General features: G+C 60.2%; 21 protein-coding genes. 11 read left to right on the top strand and 10 right to left on the bottom strand.

Annotated features, from left to right (window positions below):
- Positions 1-146 precede the first annotated feature (146 nt).
- On the top strand, positions 147-971 hold the full coding sequence (gene ttcA / locus ACM6IN_RS14865) for a tRNA 2-thiocytidine(32) synthetase TtcA (protein ID WP_007917513.1): 825 nt from the start codon (positions 147-149) through the stop codon (positions 969-971).
- A 135-nt stretch (positions 972-1,106) separates the two neighbouring features.
- Entirely contained in the window at positions 1,107-1,781 is a 675-nt protein-coding gene (locus ACM6IN_RS14860; protein ID WP_007917512.1) for a DNA-3-methyladenine glycosylase I, read from the top strand.
- Between the two features lie 114 nt (positions 1,782-1,895).
- Here the strand turns inward: ACM6IN_RS14860 and ACM6IN_RS14855 are convergent, their stop codons facing one another.
- From ACM6IN_RS14855 to arsC, 3 genes are read right to left on the bottom strand one after another with little or no spacing between them, the layout of a single operon-like run.
- Complete coding sequence (locus ACM6IN_RS14855) at positions 1,896-2,321, bottom strand: DUF2069 domain-containing protein (protein ID WP_414916265.1); 426 nt, start codon at positions 2,319-2,321, stop codon at positions 1,896-1,898.
- A gap of 1 nt (position 2,322) precedes the next feature.
- Positions 2,323-2,919 (bottom strand): NAD(P)H:quinone oxidoreductase, encoded by a 597-nt coding sequence (gene wrbA / locus ACM6IN_RS14850; RefSeq protein WP_414916264.1) that lies wholly within the window; start codon positions 2,917-2,919, stop codon positions 2,323-2,325.
- The gene (arsC, locus tag ACM6IN_RS14845) at positions 2,916-3,269 is read right to left on the bottom strand and encodes an arsenate reductase (glutaredoxin) (RefSeq protein ID WP_007968707.1); all 354 of its coding nucleotides are present in this window, start codon (positions 3,267-3,269) and stop codon (positions 2,916-2,918) included. Before arsC ends, wrbA begins: the two co-directional genes overlap by 4 nt.
- A gap of 113 nt (positions 3,270-3,382) precedes the next feature.
- Between arsC and ACM6IN_RS14840 the strand changes: the two genes are divergently transcribed.
- On the top strand, positions 3,383-3,850 hold the full coding sequence (locus tag ACM6IN_RS14840) for a TlpA disulfide reductase family protein (protein ID WP_007917494.1): 468 nt from the start codon (positions 3,383-3,385) through the stop codon (positions 3,848-3,850).
- A 242-nt stretch (positions 3,851-4,092) separates the two neighbouring features.
- Here ACM6IN_RS14840 and ACM6IN_RS14835 read toward each other — a convergent pair whose 3' ends face one another.
- Positions 4,093-4,497, bottom strand: coding sequence for an META domain-containing protein (locus ACM6IN_RS14835; protein WP_042705045.1), 405 nt, complete (start codon positions 4,495-4,497; stop codon positions 4,093-4,095).
- Positions 4,497-4,931, bottom strand: a complete 435-nt coding sequence (locus tag ACM6IN_RS14830) for a hypothetical protein (RefSeq protein WP_007917492.1) — start codon at positions 4,929-4,931, stop codon at positions 4,497-4,499. Before ACM6IN_RS14830 ends, ACM6IN_RS14835 begins: the two co-directional genes overlap by 1 nt.
- Before the next feature lie 133 nt (positions 4,932-5,064).
- Between ACM6IN_RS14830 and ACM6IN_RS14825 the strand changes: the two genes are divergently transcribed.
- Entirely contained in the window at positions 5,065-5,517 is a 453-nt protein-coding gene (locus ACM6IN_RS14825) for a hypothetical protein (protein WP_007917490.1), read from the top strand.
- A 12-nt stretch (positions 5,518-5,529) separates the two neighbouring features.
- Here the strand turns inward: ACM6IN_RS14825 and ACM6IN_RS14820 are convergent, their stop codons facing one another.
- Positions 5,530-6,519 (bottom strand): 2-hydroxyacid dehydrogenase, encoded by a 990-nt coding sequence (locus ACM6IN_RS14820; protein WP_007917488.1) that lies wholly within the window; start codon positions 6,517-6,519, stop codon positions 5,530-5,532.
- An 82-nt stretch (positions 6,520-6,601) separates the two neighbouring features.
- On the bottom strand, positions 6,602-9,355 hold the full coding sequence (locus ACM6IN_RS14815; RefSeq protein ID WP_414916271.1) for a response regulator: 2,754 nt from the start codon (positions 9,353-9,355) through the stop codon (positions 6,602-6,604).
- Positions 9,356-9,574: 219 nt separating this feature from the next.
- Between ACM6IN_RS14815 and ACM6IN_RS14810 the strand changes: the two genes are divergently transcribed.
- From ACM6IN_RS14810 to ACM6IN_RS14780, 7 genes are all read left to right on the top strand, one after another.
- Positions 9,575-10,297, top strand: coding sequence for a response regulator transcription factor (locus ACM6IN_RS14810; RefSeq protein WP_414916263.1), 723 nt, complete (start codon positions 9,575-9,577; stop codon positions 10,295-10,297).
- Positions 10,284-11,708, top strand: a complete 1,425-nt coding sequence (locus ACM6IN_RS14805) for a sensor histidine kinase (RefSeq protein ID WP_123376385.1) — start codon at positions 10,284-10,286, stop codon at positions 11,706-11,708. Before ACM6IN_RS14810 ends, ACM6IN_RS14805 begins: the two co-directional genes overlap by 14 nt.
- Positions 11,709-12,158: 450 nt before the next feature.
- Complete coding sequence (cysM, locus tag ACM6IN_RS14800; RefSeq protein ID WP_414916270.1) at positions 12,159-13,061, top strand: cysteine synthase CysM; 903 nt, start codon at positions 12,159-12,161, stop codon at positions 13,059-13,061.
- A complete protein-coding gene (gene rlmD / locus ACM6IN_RS14795; RefSeq protein ID WP_007917478.1) occupies positions 13,061-14,437 on the top strand; it encodes a 23S rRNA (uracil(1939)-C(5))-methyltransferase RlmD in 1,377 nt (458 codons plus the stop codon). The genes cysM and rlmD overlap by 1 nt, the downstream gene beginning before the upstream one ends.
- Before the next feature lie 101 nt (positions 14,438-14,538).
- Positions 14,539-16,782 carry a GTP diphosphokinase gene (relA, locus tag ACM6IN_RS14790; protein ID WP_007917476.1) on the top strand — a complete coding sequence of 748 codons (2,244 nt, stop codon included), beginning with the start codon at positions 14,539-14,541 and terminating at the stop codon, positions 16,780-16,782.
- 126 nt (positions 16,783-16,908) lie between these two features.
- On the top strand, positions 16,909-17,742 hold the full coding sequence (gene mazG, locus ACM6IN_RS14785; RefSeq protein ID WP_007917475.1) for a nucleoside triphosphate pyrophosphohydrolase: 834 nt from the start codon (positions 16,909-16,911) through the stop codon (positions 17,740-17,742).
- A gap of 25 nt (positions 17,743-17,767) precedes the next feature.
- Positions 17,768-18,310 carry a DUF2058 domain-containing protein gene (locus ACM6IN_RS14780; protein WP_016987455.1) on the top strand — a complete coding sequence of 181 codons (543 nt, stop codon included), beginning with the start codon at positions 17,768-17,770 and terminating at the stop codon, positions 18,308-18,310.
- 70 nt (positions 18,311-18,380) lie between these two features.
- Here ACM6IN_RS14780 and ACM6IN_RS14775 read toward each other — a convergent pair whose 3' ends face one another.
- The 3 genes from ACM6IN_RS14775 to fabA form a co-directional block, all read right to left on the bottom strand.
- The gene (locus ACM6IN_RS14775; RefSeq protein WP_007917473.1) at positions 18,381-18,569 is read right to left on the bottom strand and encodes a hypothetical protein; all 189 of its coding nucleotides are present in this window, start codon (positions 18,567-18,569) and stop codon (positions 18,381-18,383) included.
- A gap of 391 nt (positions 18,570-18,960) precedes the next feature.
- Positions 18,961-20,181, bottom strand: a complete 1,221-nt coding sequence (fabB, locus tag ACM6IN_RS14770; RefSeq protein WP_003227152.1) for a beta-ketoacyl-ACP synthase I — start codon at positions 20,179-20,181, stop codon at positions 18,961-18,963.
- 11 nt (positions 20,182-20,192) lie between these two features.
- The gene (fabA, locus tag ACM6IN_RS14765) at positions 20,193-20,708 is read right to left on the bottom strand and encodes a 3-hydroxyacyl-[acyl-carrier-protein] dehydratase FabA (protein ID WP_003227150.1); all 516 of its coding nucleotides are present in this window, start codon (positions 20,706-20,708) and stop codon (positions 20,193-20,195) included.
- Positions 20,709-20,783: the final 75 nt, after the last annotated feature.

Raw genomic sequence — 20,783 nt, 5'->3', positions numbered from 1 at the left:
TAGAGCAAATCGCGCTGTAAACAGGGCGGGTAATCGCCTTGGGGTCTGTTAACGCGTCGTCGGCTGGCCGCGACAACCTGTGCCCACAACCCCGGGGTTTTTGCGTAAAATGCCGGCCTTTCGTCACACCTCACGGATTTCGCGTCATGGGCACTCTTACGGTCAACCAGAACAAACTGCAAAAGCGCCTGCGCCGCCTGGCCGGCGAAGCGGTCGCCGATTTCAACATGATTGAAGATGGCGACAAGGTCATGGTCTGCCTGTCCGGGGGCAAAGACAGCTACACCATGCTCGACGTGCTGCTGCACCTGCAGAAGGTTGCCCCGATCAAGTTCGAGATCGTCGCGGTGAACATGGACCAGAAACAGCCGGGCTTCCCCGAGCATGTGCTGCCGGCCTATTTGAAAGAGCTGGGCGTTGAGTACCACATCGTCGAGAAAGACACCTACTCGGTGGTCAAGGAGCTGATCCCGGAGGGCAAGACCACCTGCTCGCTGTGCTCGCGTCTTCGTCGCGGCACGCTGTACACCTTCGCCGACGAAATCGGCGCGACCAAGATGGCCCTCGGTCACCACCGTGACGACATCGTCGAGACGTTTTTCCTCAACATGTTCTTCAACGGCAGCCTCAAGGCGATGCCGCCGAAGCTGCGCGCCGATGACGGTCGCAACGTGGTGATCCGTCCACTGGCGTACTGCAACGAGAAAGACATTCAGGCGTATTCGGACCTCAAGGAATTCCCGATCATCCCGTGCAACCTCTGCGGTTCGCAGGAAAACCTGCAGCGTCAGGTGGTCAAGGAAATGCTGCAGGACTGGGAACGCAAGACCCCGGGCCGAACCGAAAGCATCTTCCGCAGTCTGCAGAACGTGATCCCGTCGCAACTGGCCGACCGCAACCTGTTCGACTTCACCAGCCTGAAGATCGACGAGACCGCCGCTTCGCGCTTCGTCAACGTCGTCAACTTGTAAACACATTTCAAATGTGGGAGCGAGCCTGCTCGCGAAAGCGGTGCGTCATTCAACTGATTTGTTGACTGATCCTCCCACTTCGCGAGCAGGCTCGCTCCCACATTGGTTTCTTCGCTTCATTCAATAGGAGAGGGCATGCGCGATTACAAGTGGCTGCACGAATACTGTCTGAACCGCTTCGGTTCGGCGGCTGAACTGGAAGCCCATCTGCCCGTTCCCAAGACCCCGGCGCAACTGCGCAAGATCAGCGACGACCGCTACCTCTCGACCATGGCCCTGCGTGTGTTCCGCGCCGGCCTCAAGCACAGTCTGGTCGACGCCAAGTGGCCAGCCTTCGAAGAAGTGTTCTTCAAGTTCGACCCGGAAAAAGTCGTGCTGATGAGCGCCGAACACCTTGAGCGTTTAATGCAGGATGCGCGGATCATCCGTCACCTGGGCAAGCTCAAGAGCGTGCCGCGCAATGCGCAGTTCATTCTTGATGTAGAGAAAGACAAGGGCAGTTTCGGTGCGTTGATCGCCGACTGGCCGGTGACCGATATCGTCGGTCTGTGGACCTACCTGAAAAAGCACGGCCATCAACTGGGTGGGCTGTCGGCGCCACGGTTTTTGCGCATGGTCGGCAAGGACACGTTTGTACCGAGCTACGACGTGGTCGCCGCGCTGAACGCACAGAAGATCGTCGACAAGGTGCCGACCAGTCTGCGCGATCTGGCGATTGTGCAGGATGCGTTCAATCAATGGCACGAGCAGAGCGGCGGGCGGGCGATGAGCCAGATTTCGATGATGCTCGCGTACACAGTGAATCATTGATACCGAGTTGCCCCAATCGCTGGCAAGCCAGCTCCCACAGTTTTTTGTATTGATCACAATATTGTGTTTCAACACAGACCCTGTGGGAGCTGGCTTGCCAGCGATGGCGATCTGTCAGGCGACGGAGATCTCGCCCTCGCCAGCCAGCTTGCGATTCAACTGATACCGCCACCGCACATACAGCAGTGCCGAGCAGAACAGCGCCAGACTCGCGACCATCTCCAGCACACCAAACAACTGCCGGTTCGGGTCATACGCCGCCAGTGCGCCCTTGATGAAATACAGATTCACCACAAAACACATCCATGAATGCCCGCGGGCGCTGCCCATGATCATTGCCGGGGCGAGCACGATCCATGGGATCAACTCGACCAGCAGAATCACCCACGGCCGCGCGCCGTGCAGATCGGCGAACAGCAGATAGTAGGCCGCCAGCAGGCCGGCGAGGGCGAAGAAGCTCAGCAGGCTAATCACCCGCATCGCCTTCACTCGTGGCTCCAGCCACTCGACACTCGGCAGAATCTTCGGCTTCTTCGCCATATCAGCCCACCAGTTTCTGAGCGGTTTTCGCCAGCCGCAGACCCAGCGCGCGACACAACGTCACTTCATGCTGATCGAGAGCACTTTTGCCGTCAGCCCCAGCGTGATGACTGGCACCGTAAGGCGTACCGCCGCCCTGGGTTTCGAGCAACGCCGATTCGCTGTACGGCAGGCCGGTGATGAGCATGCCGTGGTGCAGCAGTGGCAGCATCATCGACAGCAAGGTGGTTTCCTGACCGCCGTGCAAACTGGCGGTAGACGTGAACACGCCAGCCGGTTTGCCGACGAGGGCGCCGGTCAGCCAGAGGTTGCTGGTGCCATCGAGGAAGTATTTCAGCGGCGCGGCCATGTTGCCAAAGCGTGTCGGGCTGCCGAGGGCCAAACCCGCGCAGTTCTTCAGGTCATCGAGCGTGGCATACAACGCGCCTTCGTCCGGGATGTCCGGCGACACCGCTTCGCACTCGGTGGAAATGGCTGGCACCGTACGCAGGCGTGCTTCGAGGCCGGCCTGCTCGACACCGCGGGCAATCTGCCGGGCCATCTCATTGGTCGAGCCGTTGCGGCTGTAATACAGCACCAGAATGTACGGCGCGCTCACGGCAACAACTCCAGCACATTTTCCGGCGGACGACCGATCACGGCTTTGTCGCCGACTTCGAGAATCGGCCGCTCCATCAGTTTCGGGTGCTGAGCGATGGCGTCGATCAATTGCGCTTCGCTGAGGCTTTCGTCAGCCAGCTGAAGCATTTTGTATTCATCTTCCCCGGTGCGCAGCAACTGACGCGCGCTGATCCCGAGCTTGCCGAGCAGGGCCTTGATTTGCGCGGCATTCAGCGGGGTTTCGAGGTAACGCACGACGTTCGGGGTCAGGCCGCGGGCTTCAAGAAGCTCCAGCGCGCCGCGGGATTTCGAGCAGCGCGGATTGTGATAAAGCGTCAGATCGGTCATGGCGGGTCGCTTCTGGCGTAAAGTGGCGGCTATTCTAACTGTGCAGCGCGCAATCCAGAACCTTCGGAGGCAATGGGTCGCAGGCGCCTTCAAATTTTCACAAGGAACACGACATGACACGGCGATTGGCAGCGGCATTGACGATAATCGGGGCGTTGATGCTGGGGGGCTGCGGCAATGATTACGGTATCGACCAGAACGGCCAGAAGGTTGCGTCGGAGCGTCTGGACAAACAATGGGTAGTGCTGAACTACTGGGCCGAATGGTGTGGTCCGTGCCGGACCGAGATCCCGGAACTCAATCATTTGGCGGATGAGCTGAAGAGCAAGAACGTTGGCGTGTTCGGGGTAAACTTCGACAATGTGCAGGGCGTGGAGCTGAAAGACGCCAGCGAAAAGCTGGGCATCAAGTTCACCGTGCTGGCGCAGGATCCGGCGGAACTGTTCGAGTTGCCGCGCAGTGAAGCGCTGCCGGTGACGTACATCATCGACAACAAGGGTAAGGTGCGGGAACAGTTGATGGGCGAGCAGACGGCGGCGGGGGTGATGGCCAAGCTTGAGGCGTTGCAGGCGACCAAGTGAGTTGCCGCTAAAGAGTAACCCTCACCCCAGCCCTCTCCCAGAGGGAGAGGGGGCCGACCGAGGTGTCTGGCGAGGTACATCGACCTGAGAGATCGAGTCGATTGTAAATTCGCCAAAGCAAGACCCAGTCGATTATGGGTTCAGTTGCACTCGTTCAAGTCGGCGTACCTCTCCAATATCCCCCAATCAGTCCCCTCTCCCTCTGGGAGAGGGCTAGGTGAGGGCATCGGCGGTCTAGCCAATCAACCCTCTTCCAGCCACCAACGCAACGGCTTGCCTTCCGCCGGCCAGAAGCGCATCTGCTCGATCGGCGAGATGTCCCAGCGCTCGACATGCTCCAGCGCCTGCAGGAAGCGTTGTTCCTGCTCCATCAGCGCTGGTGCACAAAGCTTGCGGGTCTTGCCGATCTTGCCGAAAGTCAGCTTGTCACCGTCCAGCGTGTACGGCGCGAACCAATGGTTGCAGCCACCGTTGCCGTAGGCGCGGCCATCATCGCCAAGGGTCACGGTCAGATGGCTGTAATCCATCAACGGCCGCTCACCGATCCACTCCAGAATGTAGCTGCGGTTCTGTTGCAGTTGCACAGGTTCTGCGGCACAGCCCACCAGGCCGGCACCGACCAGCGCGGTCAGGGCAAGGCGTTTGATCATGCCGACACCTGGCATTTCGGGCACAAATGCTTGTCGCCAACGGCTTTCCAGCCCAGCTCGGCGATGCGCGCGGTGGCTGCCGGTTTTTCTGCGGTTTTACCGAGTTTGGCGTCCACGGCGAATTCGAAGCTCAGCTCTTTGGCGCAGCTGTCGCAGTTGACCTGCCAGGTGTGGATCGCCAGTTCACCGAACACCGGGCCCGTGGTCATCGCGGTCCATTGGCCCGGCGGATTGATCAGGTGGCGGACGGTTTCAACGGTCAGGCGCATGGACAAGTCCTTGCTGCCTTTGAGGGTGACCAACAGCGCGTCACCGATGCGAATCGAGCCACCATTGCCGGTGACCTGATAGCGGCCCGGAACGAGGGCGCGGCATTCGGTGAGAGTGTGTTGCGGGTTCATCAGGGTGTAGCGGAAATCGTGTTCGACCATGGGTCCTCCAAATATGCGCGACATGCTAGCACGGGCTTGATTGCAGAATGATGCGCGCGTGCGACCTTCGATCCGGTTCAAATGCCGCGACACTCATGGCAAACTGCCGGCCTCGAATCTGAAGGAACGGAACATGGCGCTGATCGAATGTTATGAATGCAAGAAGAGCATCAGCTCCGAAGCCAACGCGTGCATTCATTGCGGGGCTCCAATGGCGGAGCAAGCAGTACACGCGCAAACCGTAGCCGCGCCTGTTCAGGCTGCGACAATCTCGTTCGGTAGTCTGCCGCGTAACAAGGCTGTGCCCGAAGTCAGTGCTCCAGCGCCTGAGCCGCAACCTTTGCCGAAAGTGATGCCGGCCGCAGCGCGGCGTCGGCGCCAGCAGCCCACCGAGCAACCGGCCACTGAGCAGACCAATGCCGACGGCAGTCGCCCGGTGGAAGGCTGGCTGAAGATCATGATCTTCCTGCTGCCGATGTTTTTCGTCTGGTTCCTGCTGCGCTACGGCCACTCGATGAAACAGCGCTTTTTTGGCTTCGGCTGGCTGGCGATGCTGATTCTGGCGACTTCGCTTTCACCCAAGTAAGCGGGAAAAATTTCAACCCTCGACCTGGTTCTGTGGCGTTCCCGCCACCCAGGTCGCGATGTTGTGCAGGGTGGTTGCAGCAATCGCACCCAGTGCTTCGCGGGTCAAAAACGCCTGATGCGCGGTGATGATCACGTTGGGAAAGGTCAGCAGGCGCGCCAGCACATCGTCCTGCAGGGGCAGGTCGGAGCGATCCTCGAAAAACAGTTGTGCCTCTTCCTCATAAACATCCAGCCCCAGATAGCCGAGCTGGCCGTCCTTCAATGCATCGATCAGTGCCGGTGTGTCGACCAGGCCACCACGGCCGGTATTGATCAGCATGGCGCCGGCCTGCATGTGCGCCAGCGAGTCGCGGTTGATCAGGTGTTTGCTCTGCTCGTTGAGCGGGCAGTGCAGGCTGATGATCCGCGACTGCGCGAGCAGTTCCGGCAGGCTCAGATAACGCGCACCCAACGCCAGCACCTCCGGGTTGGGGAAAGGATCGTAAGCCAGCAGCTCACAGCCGAAGCCGTGCATGATTTTGGCGAACGTGGCGCCGATCTGGCCGGTGCCGACAATTCCCACGGTTTTGCCGACCAGGTCGAAACCGGTCAGGCCATGCAGGCTGAAATCGCCTTCACGGGTGCGGTTATAGGCACGGTGCAGACGACGGTTGAGGGCCAGGATCAGCGCCACGGCGTGTTCGGCCACCGCATGCGGCGAGTAGGCCGGCACGCGCACCACGGCCAGTCCGAGACGTTTCGCCGCGGCCAGATCAACATGGTTGTAACCCGCCGAGCGTAGGGCAATCAGGCGCGTGCCGCCCGCGGCCAGACGTTCCAGCACCGCAGCGCTGAGATCATCATTGATAAACGCACAGACCACTTGGTGTTTGTCGGCCAGTGCTGCCGTATCGAGGCTGAGCCGGGCCGGTTGAAAGTGCAGCTCGATACCCGCCGGGCAATCGGCGGCGAGGAAGCTGTCGCGGTCGTAGGTCTGGCTACTGAAAACGAGCGTGCGCATGAAATCCTCCTGGAACATCGACACGGATTGAATCACCCGATCCCACTTTAGCGCTGCCGGTGTTGGCCGGCATTGCTGTGGATCAGGCGCTGATCTTCGCTTGCGCCGCTAGCCGGTTGATCGCGCGCTCCAGTTCTTCCAGCGCTGCCACAGCCTTGGGGTCGTCCTGCTTGAGCAGGGTTTCGCTGCGCTGGCAGGCCGCGCGCAATTGCGGTACGCCGCAATAACGGGTGGCACCGTGCAGGCGATGGACGCGCTCGATCAATGCGTTCTGGTCGCGGTTTTCGCACGCCGCGCGGATGGCTTCGCGGTCGGCTTCCAGTGAGGCGAGCAACATGGCCAGCATGTCCGCCGCCAAGTCAGCCTTGCCGGCAGCCAGGCGCAAGCCTTCCTCGTGATCAAGCACCGGCAGTTCGTTATTGCCCGCCGCGCTGTCGCTGATCCGTTCCGGCCCTTGATTGCGCAAGGCCAGGCCGGTCCACTTCAGCACCACCTGCGCCAGTTGCCGCTCGCTGATCGGCTTGGTCAGGTAGTCATCCATGCCGCTTTGCAGCAGCGCGCGTTTTTCGTTGGCCATGGCGTGGGCGGTGAGGGCGACGATCGGCAGCGGCGTGCAGTGTCGCTCGCTTTCCCACTGGCGAATGGTTTCGGTGCTCTGGCGGCCGTCCATGCCTGGCATCTGCACGTCCATCAACACCAGATCGAACGATTCGCTCTGCACCGCTTTGACCGCCGCGTAGCCGCTTTCCACCGCAAGTACCTTGGCGCCCATGTCTTCGAGCAGGGTTTGCACCAGCAGCAGGTTGGCCGGGTTGTCGTCGACACAGAGCACTTTCGGCGCGCGGCTTGACAGCGGTTCGCCTGGCTCATTGCGCGGCTGGCGCGGGTTGACCAGATCGGCCAGTGCTCGGCGCAATTTACGTGTGCAGGCCGGTTTCGCTTGCAGTTGGCTGTGCGGGTTCGGCACCGACAGATGGAACAGCGTCTGTTCGGTGGTCGGGCACAGCACCAGCACTTTGCAGCCGAGGTGTTCGAGGTCCCAGATGTGCTGATTCAAACGCTCGGGCAGCATGTCGTTGCTGGTGATGCCGATGACCGCCAGATCGATCGCCTGATCGGTCTGGTGCGCGCCGGTGACGCCGTTGGTCAAACTTTCGAGGGTGTTGAACGGCGTGACATCGAGGCCACAGTCTTCCAGTTGGTGCTGCAAGGCCTGACGTGCCAGTTCGTGATTTTCCAGCACCGCCACGCGGCGCCCGAGCAACGGCGCGGCCGGCAAATCTTCGGCGTCGTCACGGGTTTTCGGCAGGCTCAGGCTGATCCAGAATTCCGAGCCTTCGCCCGGCGTGCTGTCGACGCCGATTTCGCCGCCCATCTGTTCGATCAGGCGTTTGGAAATCACCAGCCCCAGACCGGTACCACCCGGTTGCCGCGACAGCGAGTTGTCGGCCTGGCTGAACGCCTGGAACAACGCGCGCACATCCTGATTCGACAGGCCGATGCCAGTGTCCTGAATGCTGATGCGCAGTTGCACGCTGTCTTCGTGTTCCTCTTCAAGCATCGCCCTGGCGACGATGGTGCCTTCGCGGGTGAACTTGATGGCGTTGCTGACCAGGTTGGTGAGGATCTGCTTCAGACGCAGCGGGTCACCGACCAGCGACAGCGGCGTGTCGCGATAGACCAGACTGACCAGCTCCAACTGCTTGGCGTGTGCGGCCGGGGCGAGGATGGTCAGGGTGTCCTGTAGCAGGTCGCGCAGGTTGAACGGAATGTGGTCGAGTACCAGTTTGCCGGCCTCGATTTTCGAGAAGTCGAGGATCTCGTTGATGATCCCCAGCAGGCTGTCGGCAGACTTTTCGATGGTGCCCAGATAATCGAGCTGGCGCGGGGTCAGTTCACTTTTCTGCAACAGGTGGGTGAAGCCGAGAATGCCATTGAGCGGCGTGCGGATCTCGTGGCTCATGTTGGCGAGGAATTCGGATTTGATCCGGCTGGCTTCCAGCGCTTCTTTGCGCGCCAGGTCCAGTTCGATGTTCTGGATCTCGATGGTTTCCAGATTCTGCCGGACGTCTTCGGTGGCCTGATCGACACTGTGCTGCAGTTCTTCGCGGGCGTTTTGCAGGGTGCCGGCCATGCGGTTGATGCCCGACGCCAGTTCGTCCAGCTCCTGACTGCCGAGCGGCGGCAAACGCGTTTCCAGATGGCCGTCCTTGAGTTGCGCGACGGCTTGCTTGATCTGGCTCAGCGGACGGTTGATGGTGCGGCCCATGCGTAACGCCAGCAATGCCGCGCCCGCCAGACCGGCGGCAATCAGCAACAGGCTGGCGAACAGGCTGCGATAACCGCGCAGCAGCATGCCGTTGTGCGACAGCTCCAATTCGACCCAGCCGAGCAGTCGGTCGGATTCGTCCGGGATCAGTTCACCGGCGAGGTTGCGGTGTTTGCCGAACACCGGCATCAGGTAACGCGTCGCGTCATTGCCGCTGCGCCGTTGCAAATGCGCGCTGTCGCCGCTCGGCGCCTGATTGAGCATGGTCGGCCCGGCATGGGCCAGCGGCGAGCGGTCCGGGGCGAGGAAGGTCACCGCGCGCACGTCCGGTTGTTCAAGGGACTGCGTGGCGATGCGCTCCAGCAACTCGCCGTTGCCGTGGCCCATGGCAGGGGCTACCAGCGGCGCCAGTTGCTCGGCGATCATCTCGCCGCGTTGCATCAATTGGCTCTGCAAGTCGGACTGCTGCGTCCAGGTGAAATAACCACCCAGCACCAGCGCCATCAGGCTGGTCGGCAACAAGGTCAGCAACAACACGCGACCTTTGATTCCCAGTTTCTTGAGCACGCCTATCTCCTGCATCCCGCTGATCTGTTGACTCATGCGTGCATCCGGCACGCGGCATGGGCGCAGTGTAGCGATTTGCTCGCAGGCAATCTCCGGAAAAATGCTGTCAGGGTGGGGCAGGGCGTCGGTGCTCGTTTGTCAGAAAGGGCAGCCTTGTGTTGCCCGCTGTCCGACAATCTTGAATAATCGCGCTCAACTGAGAATTACTTGCAGATACTCATGACTCCTGTTTCCGTCGGCCAGCCACGCATTCTTTCTATCGAAGACGATCCGGTTCTCGGCGCCTATGTTCACGAACATCTGGGCCGCAGCGGCTTTCAGGTGACCTGGTGCCAGAACGGCCAGGAAGGCCTGAGCATCGCCAGGCGCCAGCCCTTCGATGTGGTGCTGATGGACATCCTGTTGCCGGGCCTGGACGGTTTGAATGTGTTGACGCAATTGCGCCAGAGCCATTCGACACCGGTGCTGCTGATGTCGGCTCTTGGCGCCGAGGCGGATCGTATCAGTGGTTTCCGTCTGGGTGCCGACGACTATTTGCCCAAACCGTTCAGCATGGCCGAGTTGCATGTGCGCATCGAAGCGATCCTGCGCCGGGTTGCCCTGGATCGGCGCCCGGCCGCCCCCGCGGTGCCCGTGGCGGCCGGTACGCTGCGGTTCGACGACGAACAGTGCGATGTGTTTTTCCGCGAGCAAGCCGCCGGGCTGACCCGCAGCGAATACCGTTTGCTGGAAACCCTCAACCGCAATGACGAGGAAGTGCTGAGCAAAGCCTTCCTTTATCAGCACGTTTTGCAACGCGGCTACGCGGCCCACGACCGCAGTCTCGACATGCACATCAGCCAGATCCGCCGCAAGCTCAAAGCCATCGGTTACACCGAGCGTGAAGTGCGCACCGTCTGGGGCAAGGGTTATGTCTTGAGCGCCGCCGATGAAACGCTCTGAACTGCCGGGGCGGCATTCGCTGTTCTGGAAACTGGCGTTTCTGCTGGTCGCATTCTGTCTGCTGATGATCTGGCTGAGCTGGTCGTGGGGCCGTTATATGGAGGAGCGTAATCAGTTCCTCTCCGACGAAGCGCGCGGCACGCTCACTCGTTATGCCGCGCAAGCGGAACAGGCGTGGCAGCATGGTGGACGCAGCGGTGTTGATGACTGGTTGCAGAGCATGGAATTGCGCGAAGCCAGTTGGGTCGGCGTGATCGGCGGCAATTTGCAGTCGCTGAGCAATGATCCGCTCAATGATCAGGAATTGCAGCGCCTGACCTTCCTGCGCGGTCTCGACTGGCCGATTCACAAACAGGGGCGGCCGTGGTTGCGCATTCCTTTCCCCAAAGAGCCGTCTGCCGGCAGCCTGGTGATCGAATTGCCCGAACGATTTGTTCCGGGCAAGTACCGGGTGTTCTGGCGCGTCATCACCAACGGCGTGATTCCCGGGTTGTTCACGTTATTGCTGTGTGTCGGTCTGTACCGCTTGCTGGTCGTGCCGCTGAACAACCTGCGCGAACAGGCCAACGCCTGGCGCGCCGACCAGTTGAATGTACGGCTGTCGAGCGGCATCACCCAACGGCCGGATGAACTCGGTGAGCTTGCGCGGGCATTCGACTCGATGTCCGAACGCTTGCAATCGACCGTCGCCTTGCAACAGCAATTGCTGCGCGACCTGTCCCACGAATTGCGCACACCGCTGAGCCGCTTGCGGGTCGCCAGTGAAAGCGAACAAAGTTTGCTGCAGTTGCGCGAGCGCATCGGTCGCGAAGTCGACGGTATGCAAAGACTGGTCGAAGACACCCTGCAACTGGCCTGGCTCGATACCGAGCGCTCGCCATTGCCCGACGAGGCGATTCAGATCCAGGCGCTGTGGGAAATGCTCACCGACAATGCCTGTTATGAAAGCGGCTGGCCGAGTCTGCAATTGCAGTGCGCGGTCGAGGCCTCATGCTGGGTGCGTGGCAACCTGAATACGCTGGCGCAGGCGTTGGAGAACATTTTGCGTAACGCGATTCGGCATTCGCCGCCGAGCGGGATCGTGCGTCTTGATGGACGGCGCGATGGTGATTACTGGCATCTGTGGCTGGAAGATCAGGGCGGCGGCGTAGCGGAAGGGGATCTGCAACGGATCTTTTCACCGTTCACCCGGCTCGACGGCTCGCGGCCCGGGGACGGTGGATTTGGCTTGGGGCTGAGCATCGCGCGCAATGCCGTGCAGCGTCAGGGTGGAAGTATTTGGGCGGAGAACAGCGGAGCGGGGTTGCGGTTGAATTTGCGGTTGGTCGCTGAGGGTGATTTCGCGCCGCCTGACGCCTTCGCGAGCAGGCTCGCTCCCACATTGGAACTCGGTTCGCCGCAGATCGTGTGATCAACAGTTAATAGTGTCATCACTGCTGACACTATTCTGCGAATGACACTACTCCCTGTGGGAGCGAGCCTGCTCGCGAAGAGTCTCTGCGCATCACCACCAATGAAAATGGCTCAACACAAAAGTCGCACCACTGGTGCGACTTTTATCGCTTACTCCCATCCCATAGGGAGTGTGTTTTACCCGCAGATTGTTTGAGCAATACAAGACAGTGTCAGCACTGCTGACATTATTAATAGAGCAACACGGGTCACTGTGGGAGCTGGCTTGCCAGCGATGAGGCCATTTGCATCACCGCAAACAAAGATGACCCTGCGTAAAAGTCTCACCAGTGGTGAGACTATTGCTGCTTATTCCCATAAACCATAAGCACCGCACTTTGCGTGATATGGCCTGCGCGGGTTTGCCGGTATGATAGGCGCCCCCGCACGTCTGGATTGCGAATACGCCATGACCTTGCAGTACCCAACCATCGCCGATTGCGTCGGCAACACGCCGCTGGTGCGTTTGCAGCGCCTGCCCGGTGCTACCAGCAACACCCTATTGCTCAAGCTCGAAGGGAATAACCCGGCGGGTTCGGTCAAGGACCGTCCGGCGTTGTCGATGATCACTCGCGCCGAGTTGCGCGGGCAGATTCATGCCGGTGATACGCTGATCGAAGCGACCTCGGGTAACACCGGGATCGCGCTGGCCATGGCGGCCGCGATCAAGGGTTACAAAATGATCCTGATCATGCCGGACAACTCCAGCGCCGAACGTAAAGCGGCAATGACCGCGTACGGTGCCGAGCTGATTCTGGTCAGCCAGGAAGAAGGCATGGAAGGCGCCCGCGACCTCGCCCAGCGTATGGAAGCCGAAGGCCTTGGCAAGGTGCTCGATCAGTTCGCCAATGGCGACAATCCTGAAGCGCATTACACCACCACAGGTCCGGAAATTTGGCGTCAGACCCAGGGCACCATCACTCATTTCGTCAGCTCGATGGGCACCACCGGCACCATCATGGGCGTGTCGCGCTACTTGAAAGAGCAGAGCGACAAAGTGCAGATCGTCGGACTGCAACCGATGGAAGGCTCGGCCATTCCGGGCATCCGTCGCTGGCCGCAGGAATACCTGCCGAAGATCTATCAGGCCGATCGCGTTGACCGTATCGTCGACATGGCGCAAAGCGAAGCCGAGGACGTCACCCGACGTCTGGCCCGCGAAGAAGGCATCTTCTGCGGCGTGTCCTCGGGCGGTGCGGTGGCAGCGATGCTGCGCCTGTCCAAAGAAGTTGAAAACGCGGTGATCGTCGCGATCATCTGCGACCGTGGCGACCGTTACCTGTCGACCGGCATTTTCGACGCGCCCAACTGATGGCCAAGCACGAGAGAGGCCTGCGCTTCCAGCCCACGGGCGGAAGCAAGGCCGCGCAAATCCCGACCGGCAAAAAGCAGCGCTTGAGCATCGAGCGCCTGGCCAATGACGGTCGCGGCATCGCGTTTTTCGAAGGCAAGACCTGGTTCGTCCTCGGCGCCCTTGCCGGTGAAGAGGTCGAAGCGCGGGTGCTCGGCGCCCACGGCAAAGTGGTCGAAGCGCGCACCGAACGCGTGTTCAAGGCCAGCGAGCTGCGCCGCCCGGCACCCTGCCAGCACGCCGGCCGTTGCGGCGGTTGCAGCGTCCAGCATTTGCCTCACAACGAACAGCTTGCCCTGAAACAGCGCATGCTCGCCGAGCAATTGTCGCGTGTCGCCGGTGTCGAACCTGAAGAATGGGCAGCACCGCTGACCGGACCTGAATTCGGCTATCGCCGTCGCGCCCGCATCGCCGTGCGCTGGGACATGAAGGCGAAGAAACTCGAAGTCGGTTTCCGCGCCGCCGGCAGTCAGGACATCGTCGCGATCAGCGAATGTCCGGTGCTGGTACAGCCCTTGCAACCGATCATGACCCGTTTGCCGGAGATGCTTCGTCGTTTGAGCAAACCGCAGGCGCTGGGGCATGTCGAGTTGTTCAGTGGCTCGTCACTGGCGGTGTTGCTGCGGCACATGGCGCCGTTGTCCGAAGCGGATCTGACGATCCTCAAGGATTTCTGCCAATTCCATGAAGCGCAGTTGTGGCTGCATGGCGAAGGCGAGCCGCAACCGGTCGATGCGACCCAGTCGCTGGGCTATCGCCTGGAACAGTGGGATCTGGATCTGGCTTACCGGCCGGGCGACTTCGTCCAGGTCAACGCTGGCGTCAACGAAGCGATGGTGGCGCAGGCGCTGGACTGGCTGAAACCGGGTAGCGATGAACGTGTGCTGGATCTGTTCTGCGGCTTGGGCAACTTCGCTTTGCCGCTGGCCAAAGCCGTGCGCGAAGTGGTGGCAGTCGAAGGTGTGCAGACCATGGTCGATCGCGCCGAAGCCAACGCCGCTAGTAACAATTTGCATAACACAAAGTTTTTTCAAGCCGATTTATCCCAGCCTTTGACCGATGCCCAGTGGATCGGAAACGGCTTTTCTGCGGTACTCTTGGACCCACCGCGTGACGGTGCTTTCGAGGTGGTTCGCAAGCTGGCGACCCTGGGTGCCAAACGGTTGGTGTATGTGTCGTGCAACCCTGCAACTCTGGCGCGCGACACGGTCGAATTGATCAAGCAGGGCTACCGGTTAAAACGTGCCGGGATTCTCGATATGTTTCCTCAGACGGCACATGTCGAGGCCATGGCGTTATTTGAAGCGAGCCAGGATGGCTCGTCTGAATCCGTCTGACCTGTCCGCGCAGCGCTCGCTTTAGCCCCGCGAGCGCGAATGGGCACTGAAGGTCAGCGATTTGACGCATTGAATCTGCGTCGTAGGGAAGGTAAAGCAACATGGTACAGGTGAGAGCACACCAGCCGATCAACACTGACGGCAGTATCAATCTCGAGGCTTGGCTCGATCACGCGGTCAGTGTCGATCTGGCACTGGATCGCGAAGCCTTGAAAGAAGCCTGCGAGTTCGCTCGCGAGGCCGAACAACAGTCCAATGCCAAGAAGAATCTGTGGGCCGAAGGCTCCGGTAGTTTCAGTACCGGCCTGGAAATCGCCGAGATTCTCGCCGACCTCAAGCTCGATCAGGATTCTCTGGTCGCGGCGGTCCTGTATCGCGGTGTACGCGAAGGCCAGATCGAACTGGCGGCCGTCGGTCAGCGCTTCGGCCCGGTGGTGGCCAAACTGATCGACGGCGTGCAGCGCATGGCCGCTATCAGCGCCAGCCTCAGTCCGCGTCAGTCGATGGTCATGGGCACGCAGGGGCAGGTGGAAAACCTGCGCAAGATGCTCGTGGCGATGGTCGACGATGTCCGTGTTGCGCTGATCAAACTGGCCGAACGAACCTGCGCCATTCGCGCGGTGAAAACCGCCGACGATGAAAAACGTAACCGTGTCGCCCGCGAAGTGTTCGATATCTATGCGCCGCTCGCGCACCGCCTCGGCATCGGTCATATCAAATGGGAACTGGAGGACTTGTCCTTCCGCTATCTCGAACCTGATCAATACAAACAGATTGCCAAGTTGCTCCACGAGCGACGGCTTGATCGCGAGCGTTTCATCGCCGACGTGATGACCCAGCTCAAGGATGAATTGCAGGCCACCGGCGTCGATGCCGACATCAGCGGCCGGGCCAAACACATCTATTCGATCTGGCGCAAAATGCAGCGCAAGGGTCTGGAATTCAGCCAGATCTACGACGTGCGTGCGGTGCGCGTGCTGGTCCCGGAAATGCGCGACTGCTACACCGCGCTGGGTATCGTCCACACCTTGTGGCGGCACATCCCGAAAGAGTTCGACGACTATATTGCCAACCCGAAAGAGAACGGCTACCGCTCGTTGCACACGGCGGTGATTGGCCCTGAGGGTAAAGTGCTTGAGGTGCAGATCCGTACGCATTCGATGCACGAAGAAGCCGAACTCGGCGTCTGCGCGCATTGGCGTTACAAAGGCACCGACGTCAAATCCGGCTCGAACCATTACGAAGAGAAAATCTCCTGGCTGCGTCAGGTCCTCGAGTGGCATGAAGAACTGGGTGACATCGGTGGCCTGGCCGAACAGCTGCGCGTCGACATCGAGCCGGACCGGGTCTACATCTTCACCCCCGACGGTCACGCCATCGACTTGCCAAAAGGCGCGACGCCGCTGGACTTCGCTTACCGCGTGCACACCGAAATCGGCCACAACTGCCGTGGCGCGAAGATCAACGGGCGCATCGTGCCGCTCAACTACAGCCTGCAGACCGGTGAGCAGGTCGAGATCATCACCAGCAAGCACGGTACGCCGAGCCGCGACTGGCTGAACTCCAACCTCGGGTACGTCACCACCTCGCGGGCGCGGGCGAAGATCGTTCACTGGTTCAAGCTACAGGCGCGCGACCAGAACGTTGCCGCCGGTAAAACCCTGATCGAACGCGAACTGACGCGCCTCGGTCTGCCTGCGGTGGACTTCGACAAGCTGGCCGACAAGGCCAACATGAAAACCGCCGAAGACATGTTCGCCGCCCTCGGTGCCGGCGATTTGCGTCTGGCGCAACTGGTCAACCTGGCACAGCAACTGGTCGAGCCGGAACGCGGCAACGAACAACTGGAACTGATTCCACGCAAAGCCACCGGTTACAAACCGGGCAAGCGCGGCGACATTCAGATCCAGGGCGTCGGCAACTTGATGACGCAGATGGCCGGTTGCTGCCAGCCGCTGCCGGGCGATGCGATCGTCGGTTACATCACCCAGGGCCGTGGCGTGAGCATTCACCGTCAGGACTGCGCCTCGGTGCTGCAACTGGGCGGGCGCGAGCCGGAGCGGATCATCCAGGTCAGTTGGGGCCCAGTGCCGGTGCTCACCTACCCGGTGGACATCGTCATCCGCGCCTACGACCGCTCCGGTCTGCTGCGTGACGTCTCGCAGGTGCTGCTCAACGAGCGCATCAACGTGCTGGCGGTCAATACCCGCTCGAACAAGGAAGACAACACCGCGCTGATGTCCCTGACCATCGAGATCCCGGGGCTGGATGCGCTGGGGCGCTTGCTCGGGCGCATATCGCAGTTGCCGAACATCATCGAAACGCGGCGTAACCGTACGCCCTGAAGATGACCAATGTAGGAGTGAGCCTGCTCGCGATGAGGGAGTGTCAGTCAACATTAATGGTGGCTGATACACCGCGATCGCGAGCAGGCTCACTCCTACAGGATTTTGTGGTGAGACAGCTAAATGATTTACAGCCTTGAAGACCTGCTCCACCTCATGAACCGTCTGCGCGATCCTCAGTACGGTTGCCCGTGGGACATCAAGCAAACCTACGCGACCATCGTTCCGCACACCCTCGAAGAAGCCTACGAAGTGGCCGATGCCATCGAACGTGGCGACTTCGATCATTTGCAGGGCGAGTTGGGCGATCTGCTGTTCCAGGTGGTGTATTACAGCCAGTTGGCCAAGGAAGAAGGGCGCTTCGAATTTGCCGGGGTGATCGACAGCATCACCCGCAAGCTGATTCGTCGTCATCCTCATGTCTTTCCAACGGGCGATCTGTATGCACCGCTCGACGTGCCGCGCTTGAGCGAGGAACAGGTCAAACAGCGCTGGGAAGAGATCAAGGCAGAGGAGCGTGCGGAGAAATCTGCCGCGCCCGAGCAACTGTCATTGCTTGATGATGTGCCGGCCACGTTGCCGGCGCTGTCGCGTTCGGCCAAATTGCAGAAGCGCGCCGGCCAGGTCGGTTTCGACTGGCCGGACGCCTTGCCGGTGCTCGATAAGGTGCGCGAAGAACTCGACGAAGTCCTCGAAGCCATGTCCGAAAACGATCCCGTCGCCGTGGCTGACGAGATCGGCGACTTGCTGTTTTCCGTGGTCAACCTGGCCCGGCACTTGAAGGTTGACCCGGAAACCGCGCTGCGTGGCGCCAACGGCAAGTTCGAAAGACGTTTCCGATTTATCGAACAGGCATTGCGCGACACCCACCGTCCCATAGAAGATTGCACCCTCGAAGAGTTGGACGCCCTGTGGGGTGAAGCCAAACGTCAGGAAAAGAATTTGCCCGGCTGCGGCTGAGCCACTGCCCAAGTGAGTAAGCACCATGAGTATTTCCCTTCGCGACCAGTTGCTCAAAGCAGGATTGGTCAATCAAAAGCAGGCCAAACAGGTCAGCAAAGACAAGCAGAAGCAGCAGCGCCTGGCGCACAAAGGCCAGATCGAACTGGATGACTCGCAGCAGCGCGCGGCTCAGGAAGCCATGGCCGAGAAGGTCAAGCGTGACCAGGAGTTGAACCGCCAGCAGAAAGAGAAAGCCGAGGCCAAGGCGCGTGCAGCGCAGGTCAAGCAACTGATCGAAGTCTCGCGTCTGCCGAAGCTGACCACCGAGGATTACTACAACTTCGTCGACGACAAGAAGGTCAAGCGCATCTCGGTCAACACGCTGATGCGCAACAAGCTCAGCAGCGGTTCGCTGGCGATCGTGCACCATGCCGGCGGCTACGAAGTGATCCCGCGTGAAGCGGCCCTGAAGATCCAGGAGCGCGATCCGCAGCGTATCGTCCAGCTCAACGTGCAGACTGAAGAGGTCAGCACCGAGGACGATCCTTACGCGGCGTATCAGATCCCTGATGATCTGATGTGGTAAATCGATAAAGCTGTAACAACGACAAAACCCGCTCATGGCGGGGTTTGTCGTTTTCAATGCTGTGGTTGAATCAGGCGGATTTCAGATCCCGCTGCTGTTCTTGCACTTCCAGTTCGGCCTTGTAGTTGTGGGCATCGATCTCGTTGTGGAACATGCCGACCAGCAAGTCTTGTTGATGCACATCCCAGATGCGGATACCGGCGGCTACGCCTTCGTGGGACATGTGTGAATCGTCGCGTTCAGTTACTTTTACAGTCATCTGCTAGCTCCAAATCTCAAGTTATCTGCAGCAAGGCGTGTGCAGGACTCTGTTATAGAATTTGTTAGCCTGCTAAGTAAACGGCTGATTTGTGCAAGGTGTTGTTGCGTTTTTTGCAACAGTGCTGCAGCCCGCGTAATCCGCGACATTCGGTCGCAGGGCGGTAAGTTTCATGACAGAAGTTTCATCTCCAGAACGCTCTGGATCCCTGTGGGAGCTGGCTTGCCAGCGATGACGTCGGCACAGCAAGCATCTTCGTTGCCTGACACTCCGCTATCGCTGGCAAGCCAGCTCCCACAGGGATCAGCGGTGTTCCGGCTATTTTCTGCAGGCGAAAAAAAACGCCCCGAACCAGTCGGGGCGTTTTTGTGTGTGGCTCAAGCGGGGGGAATTACTTGCCTTCCCAGCGCTTCAGTACCAGCGTGGCGTTGGTGCCGCCGAAGCCGAAGCTGTTGCTCATCACGGTGTTGATGGTGGCGTTCTCGCGGGTCTTGGTCAGCACCGGCAGATCGGCCACTTCAGGGTCCAGCTCGTCGATGTTGGCGGAACCGGCAATGAAGTTGCCTTCCATCATCAGCATGCAGTAGATCGCTTCGTGAACGCCGGCGGCGCCCAGGGAGTGACCGGACAGGCTCTTGGTCGAGCTGATCGCAGGTGCCTTGTCGCCGAACACTTCACGCACACCTTTCATTTCCGCGACGTCGCCGACCGGAGTCGAAGTGCCGTGGGTGTTCAGGTAGTCGATCGGGGTATCAACGGTGGACATCGCCATCTGCATGCAGCGGATCGCGCCTTCGCCGCTTGGGGCAACCATGTCGTAGCCGTCGGACGTCGCGCCGTAGCCAACGATTTCCGCGTAGATCTTGGCGCCACGGGCCAGAGCGTGTTCCAGCTCTTCAACCACGACCATGCCGCCACCGCCAGCGATGACGAAACCGTCACGGTCAGCGTCGTAGGCACGTGAAGCCTGTTCCGGGGTGTCGTTACGCTTGCTGGACAGCGCGCCCATGGCGTCGAACAGGAACGATTGGCTCCAGTGCTCTTCTTCACCGCCACCGGCGAAGACGATGTCCTGCTTGCCCATCTGGATCTGTTCCATGGCCGTACCGATGCAGTGAGCACTGGTGGCGCAGGCAGAAGCGATGGAGTAGTTCAGGCCCTTGATCTTGAATGGCGTGGCCAGGCAAGCGGAAACGGTGCTGCTCATGGTCCGCGTTACACGGTATGGGCCAACGCGTTTCACGCCTTTCTCGCGCAGGATGTCCAGCGCTTCCATCTGGTTCAGCGTGGAAGCACCACCGGAACCAGCGATCAGGCCGGTACGCGGGTTGGACACTTGCTCTTCGGTCAGGCCGGAGTCAGCGATAGCGTCTTTCATGGCCAGGTAAGCGTAAGCCGCTGCGTGGCCGACGAAGCGATAGATCTTGCGATCGATCAGCTCTTCAAGGTTGAGGTCGATGGAGCCGGAAACCTGGCTACGCAGACCCATTTCGGCATATTCCGGGTTGAACCGGATGCCAGGGCGGCTTGCACGCAGGTTAGCGGAGACGGTCTCTTTGTCATTGCCCAGGCACGAAACAATGCCCAGACCAGTGATAACGACGCGGCGCATGCGAATAACCCTTAGAAGTTGTCAGTGGAGGTGAACACGCCGACGCGAAGGCCTTCGGCGGTGTAGATTTCGCGACCGTCGACAGTCACCGAACCATCGGCGATGGCCAGGTTCAGCTTGCCCTTGAGGACGCGTTTGATATGAATGTTGTAGGTGACTTTCTTGGCGGTCGGCAGCACTTGACCGAAGAATTTCACTTCGCCCGAACCCAGCGCACGGCCACGGCCCGGCAGACCTTGCCAGCCCAGGAAGAAACCGACCAGTTGCCACATGGCGTCCAGACCCAGGCAGCCCGGCATCACCGGATCACCTTCGAAATGGCATGCGAAGAACCACAGGTCAGGGTTGATATCCAGCTCGGCGACCAATTCACCTTTGCCGTACTTGCCACCTTCTTCGCTGATCAGGGTGATGCGATCGACCATCAGCATGTTCGGGGCGGGCAGTTGCGCGTTACCTGGGCCGAACAGCTCACCGCGACTGCAGCGCAGCAGATCTTCCCGAGTAAAGGCGTTTTGTTTGGTCATGCGAGCTCCTCAATAATCCCATGCGGCAGGTGGGGCAAATCTTCCCGACCGTTCGAAGCGTTCATGCCTCGAACC

The sequence above is a fragment of the Pseudomonas sp. IT-P395 genome (genome assembly GCF_949767675.1).
In the GTDB taxonomy this organism is placed as follows: Bacteria; Pseudomonadota; Gammaproteobacteria; order Pseudomonadales; family Pseudomonadaceae; genus Aquipseudomonas.
Note: the sequence above shows the minus strand (reverse complement) of the source record. Positions and strands in the feature narration are given on the sequence as shown.

What these genes read in the sequence shown, in the direction of transcription:
- fabA (WP_003227150.1), bottom strand. Translation starts at nt 20,708, where the DNA reads ATGACCAAACAAAACGCCTTTACTCGGGAAGATCTGCTGCGCTGCAGT.
- ACM6IN_RS14810 (WP_414916263.1), top strand. Translation starts at nt 9,575, where the DNA reads ATGACTCCTGTTTCCGTCGGCCAGCCACGCATTCTTTCTATCGAAGAC.
- ACM6IN_RS14860 (WP_007917512.1), top strand. Translation starts at nt 1,107, where the DNA reads ATGCGCGATTACAAGTGGCTGCACGAATACTGTCTGAACCGCTTCGGT.
- ttcA (WP_007917513.1), top strand. Translation starts at nt 147, where the DNA reads ATGGGCACTCTTACGGTCAACCAGAACAAACTGCAAAAGCGCCTGCGC.
- ACM6IN_RS14820 (WP_007917488.1), bottom strand. Translation starts at nt 6,519, where the DNA reads ATGCGCACGCTCGTTTTCAGTAGCCAGACCTACGACCGCGACAGCTTC.
- ACM6IN_RS14775 (WP_007917473.1), bottom strand. Translation starts at nt 18,569, where the DNA reads ATGACTGTAAAAGTAACTGAACGCGACGATTCACACATGTCCCACGAA.
- ACM6IN_RS14855 (WP_414916265.1), bottom strand. Translation starts at nt 2,321, where the DNA reads ATGGCGAAGAAGCCGAAGATTCTGCCGAGTGTCGAGTGGCTGGAGCCA.
- fabB (WP_003227152.1), bottom strand. Translation starts at nt 20,181, where the DNA reads ATGCGCCGCGTCGTTATCACTGGTCTGGGCATTGTTTCGTGCCTGGGC.
- ACM6IN_RS14825 (WP_007917490.1), top strand. Translation starts at nt 5,065, where the DNA reads ATGGCGCTGATCGAATGTTATGAATGCAAGAAGAGCATCAGCTCCGAA.
- ACM6IN_RS14840 (WP_007917494.1), top strand. Translation starts at nt 3,383, where the DNA reads ATGACACGGCGATTGGCAGCGGCATTGACGATAATCGGGGCGTTGATG.
- rlmD (WP_007917478.1), top strand. Translation starts at nt 13,061, where the DNA reads ATGGCCAAGCACGAGAGAGGCCTGCGCTTCCAGCCCACGGGCGGAAGC.
- cysM (WP_414916270.1), top strand. Translation starts at nt 12,159, where the DNA reads ATGACCTTGCAGTACCCAACCATCGCCGATTGCGTCGGCAACACGCCG.
- ACM6IN_RS14830 (WP_007917492.1), bottom strand. Translation starts at nt 4,931, where the DNA reads ATGGTCGAACACGATTTCCGCTACACCCTGATGAACCCGCAACACACT.
- arsC (WP_007968707.1), bottom strand. Translation starts at nt 3,269, where the DNA reads ATGACCGATCTGACGCTTTATCACAATCCGCGCTGCTCGAAATCCCGC.
- ACM6IN_RS14780 (WP_016987455.1), top strand. Translation starts at nt 17,768, where the DNA reads ATGAGTATTTCCCTTCGCGACCAGTTGCTCAAAGCAGGATTGGTCAAT.
- ACM6IN_RS14805 (WP_123376385.1), top strand. Translation starts at nt 10,284, where the DNA reads ATGAAACGCTCTGAACTGCCGGGGCGGCATTCGCTGTTCTGGAAACTG.
- relA (WP_007917476.1), top strand. Translation starts at nt 14,539, where the DNA reads ATGGTACAGGTGAGAGCACACCAGCCGATCAACACTGACGGCAGTATC.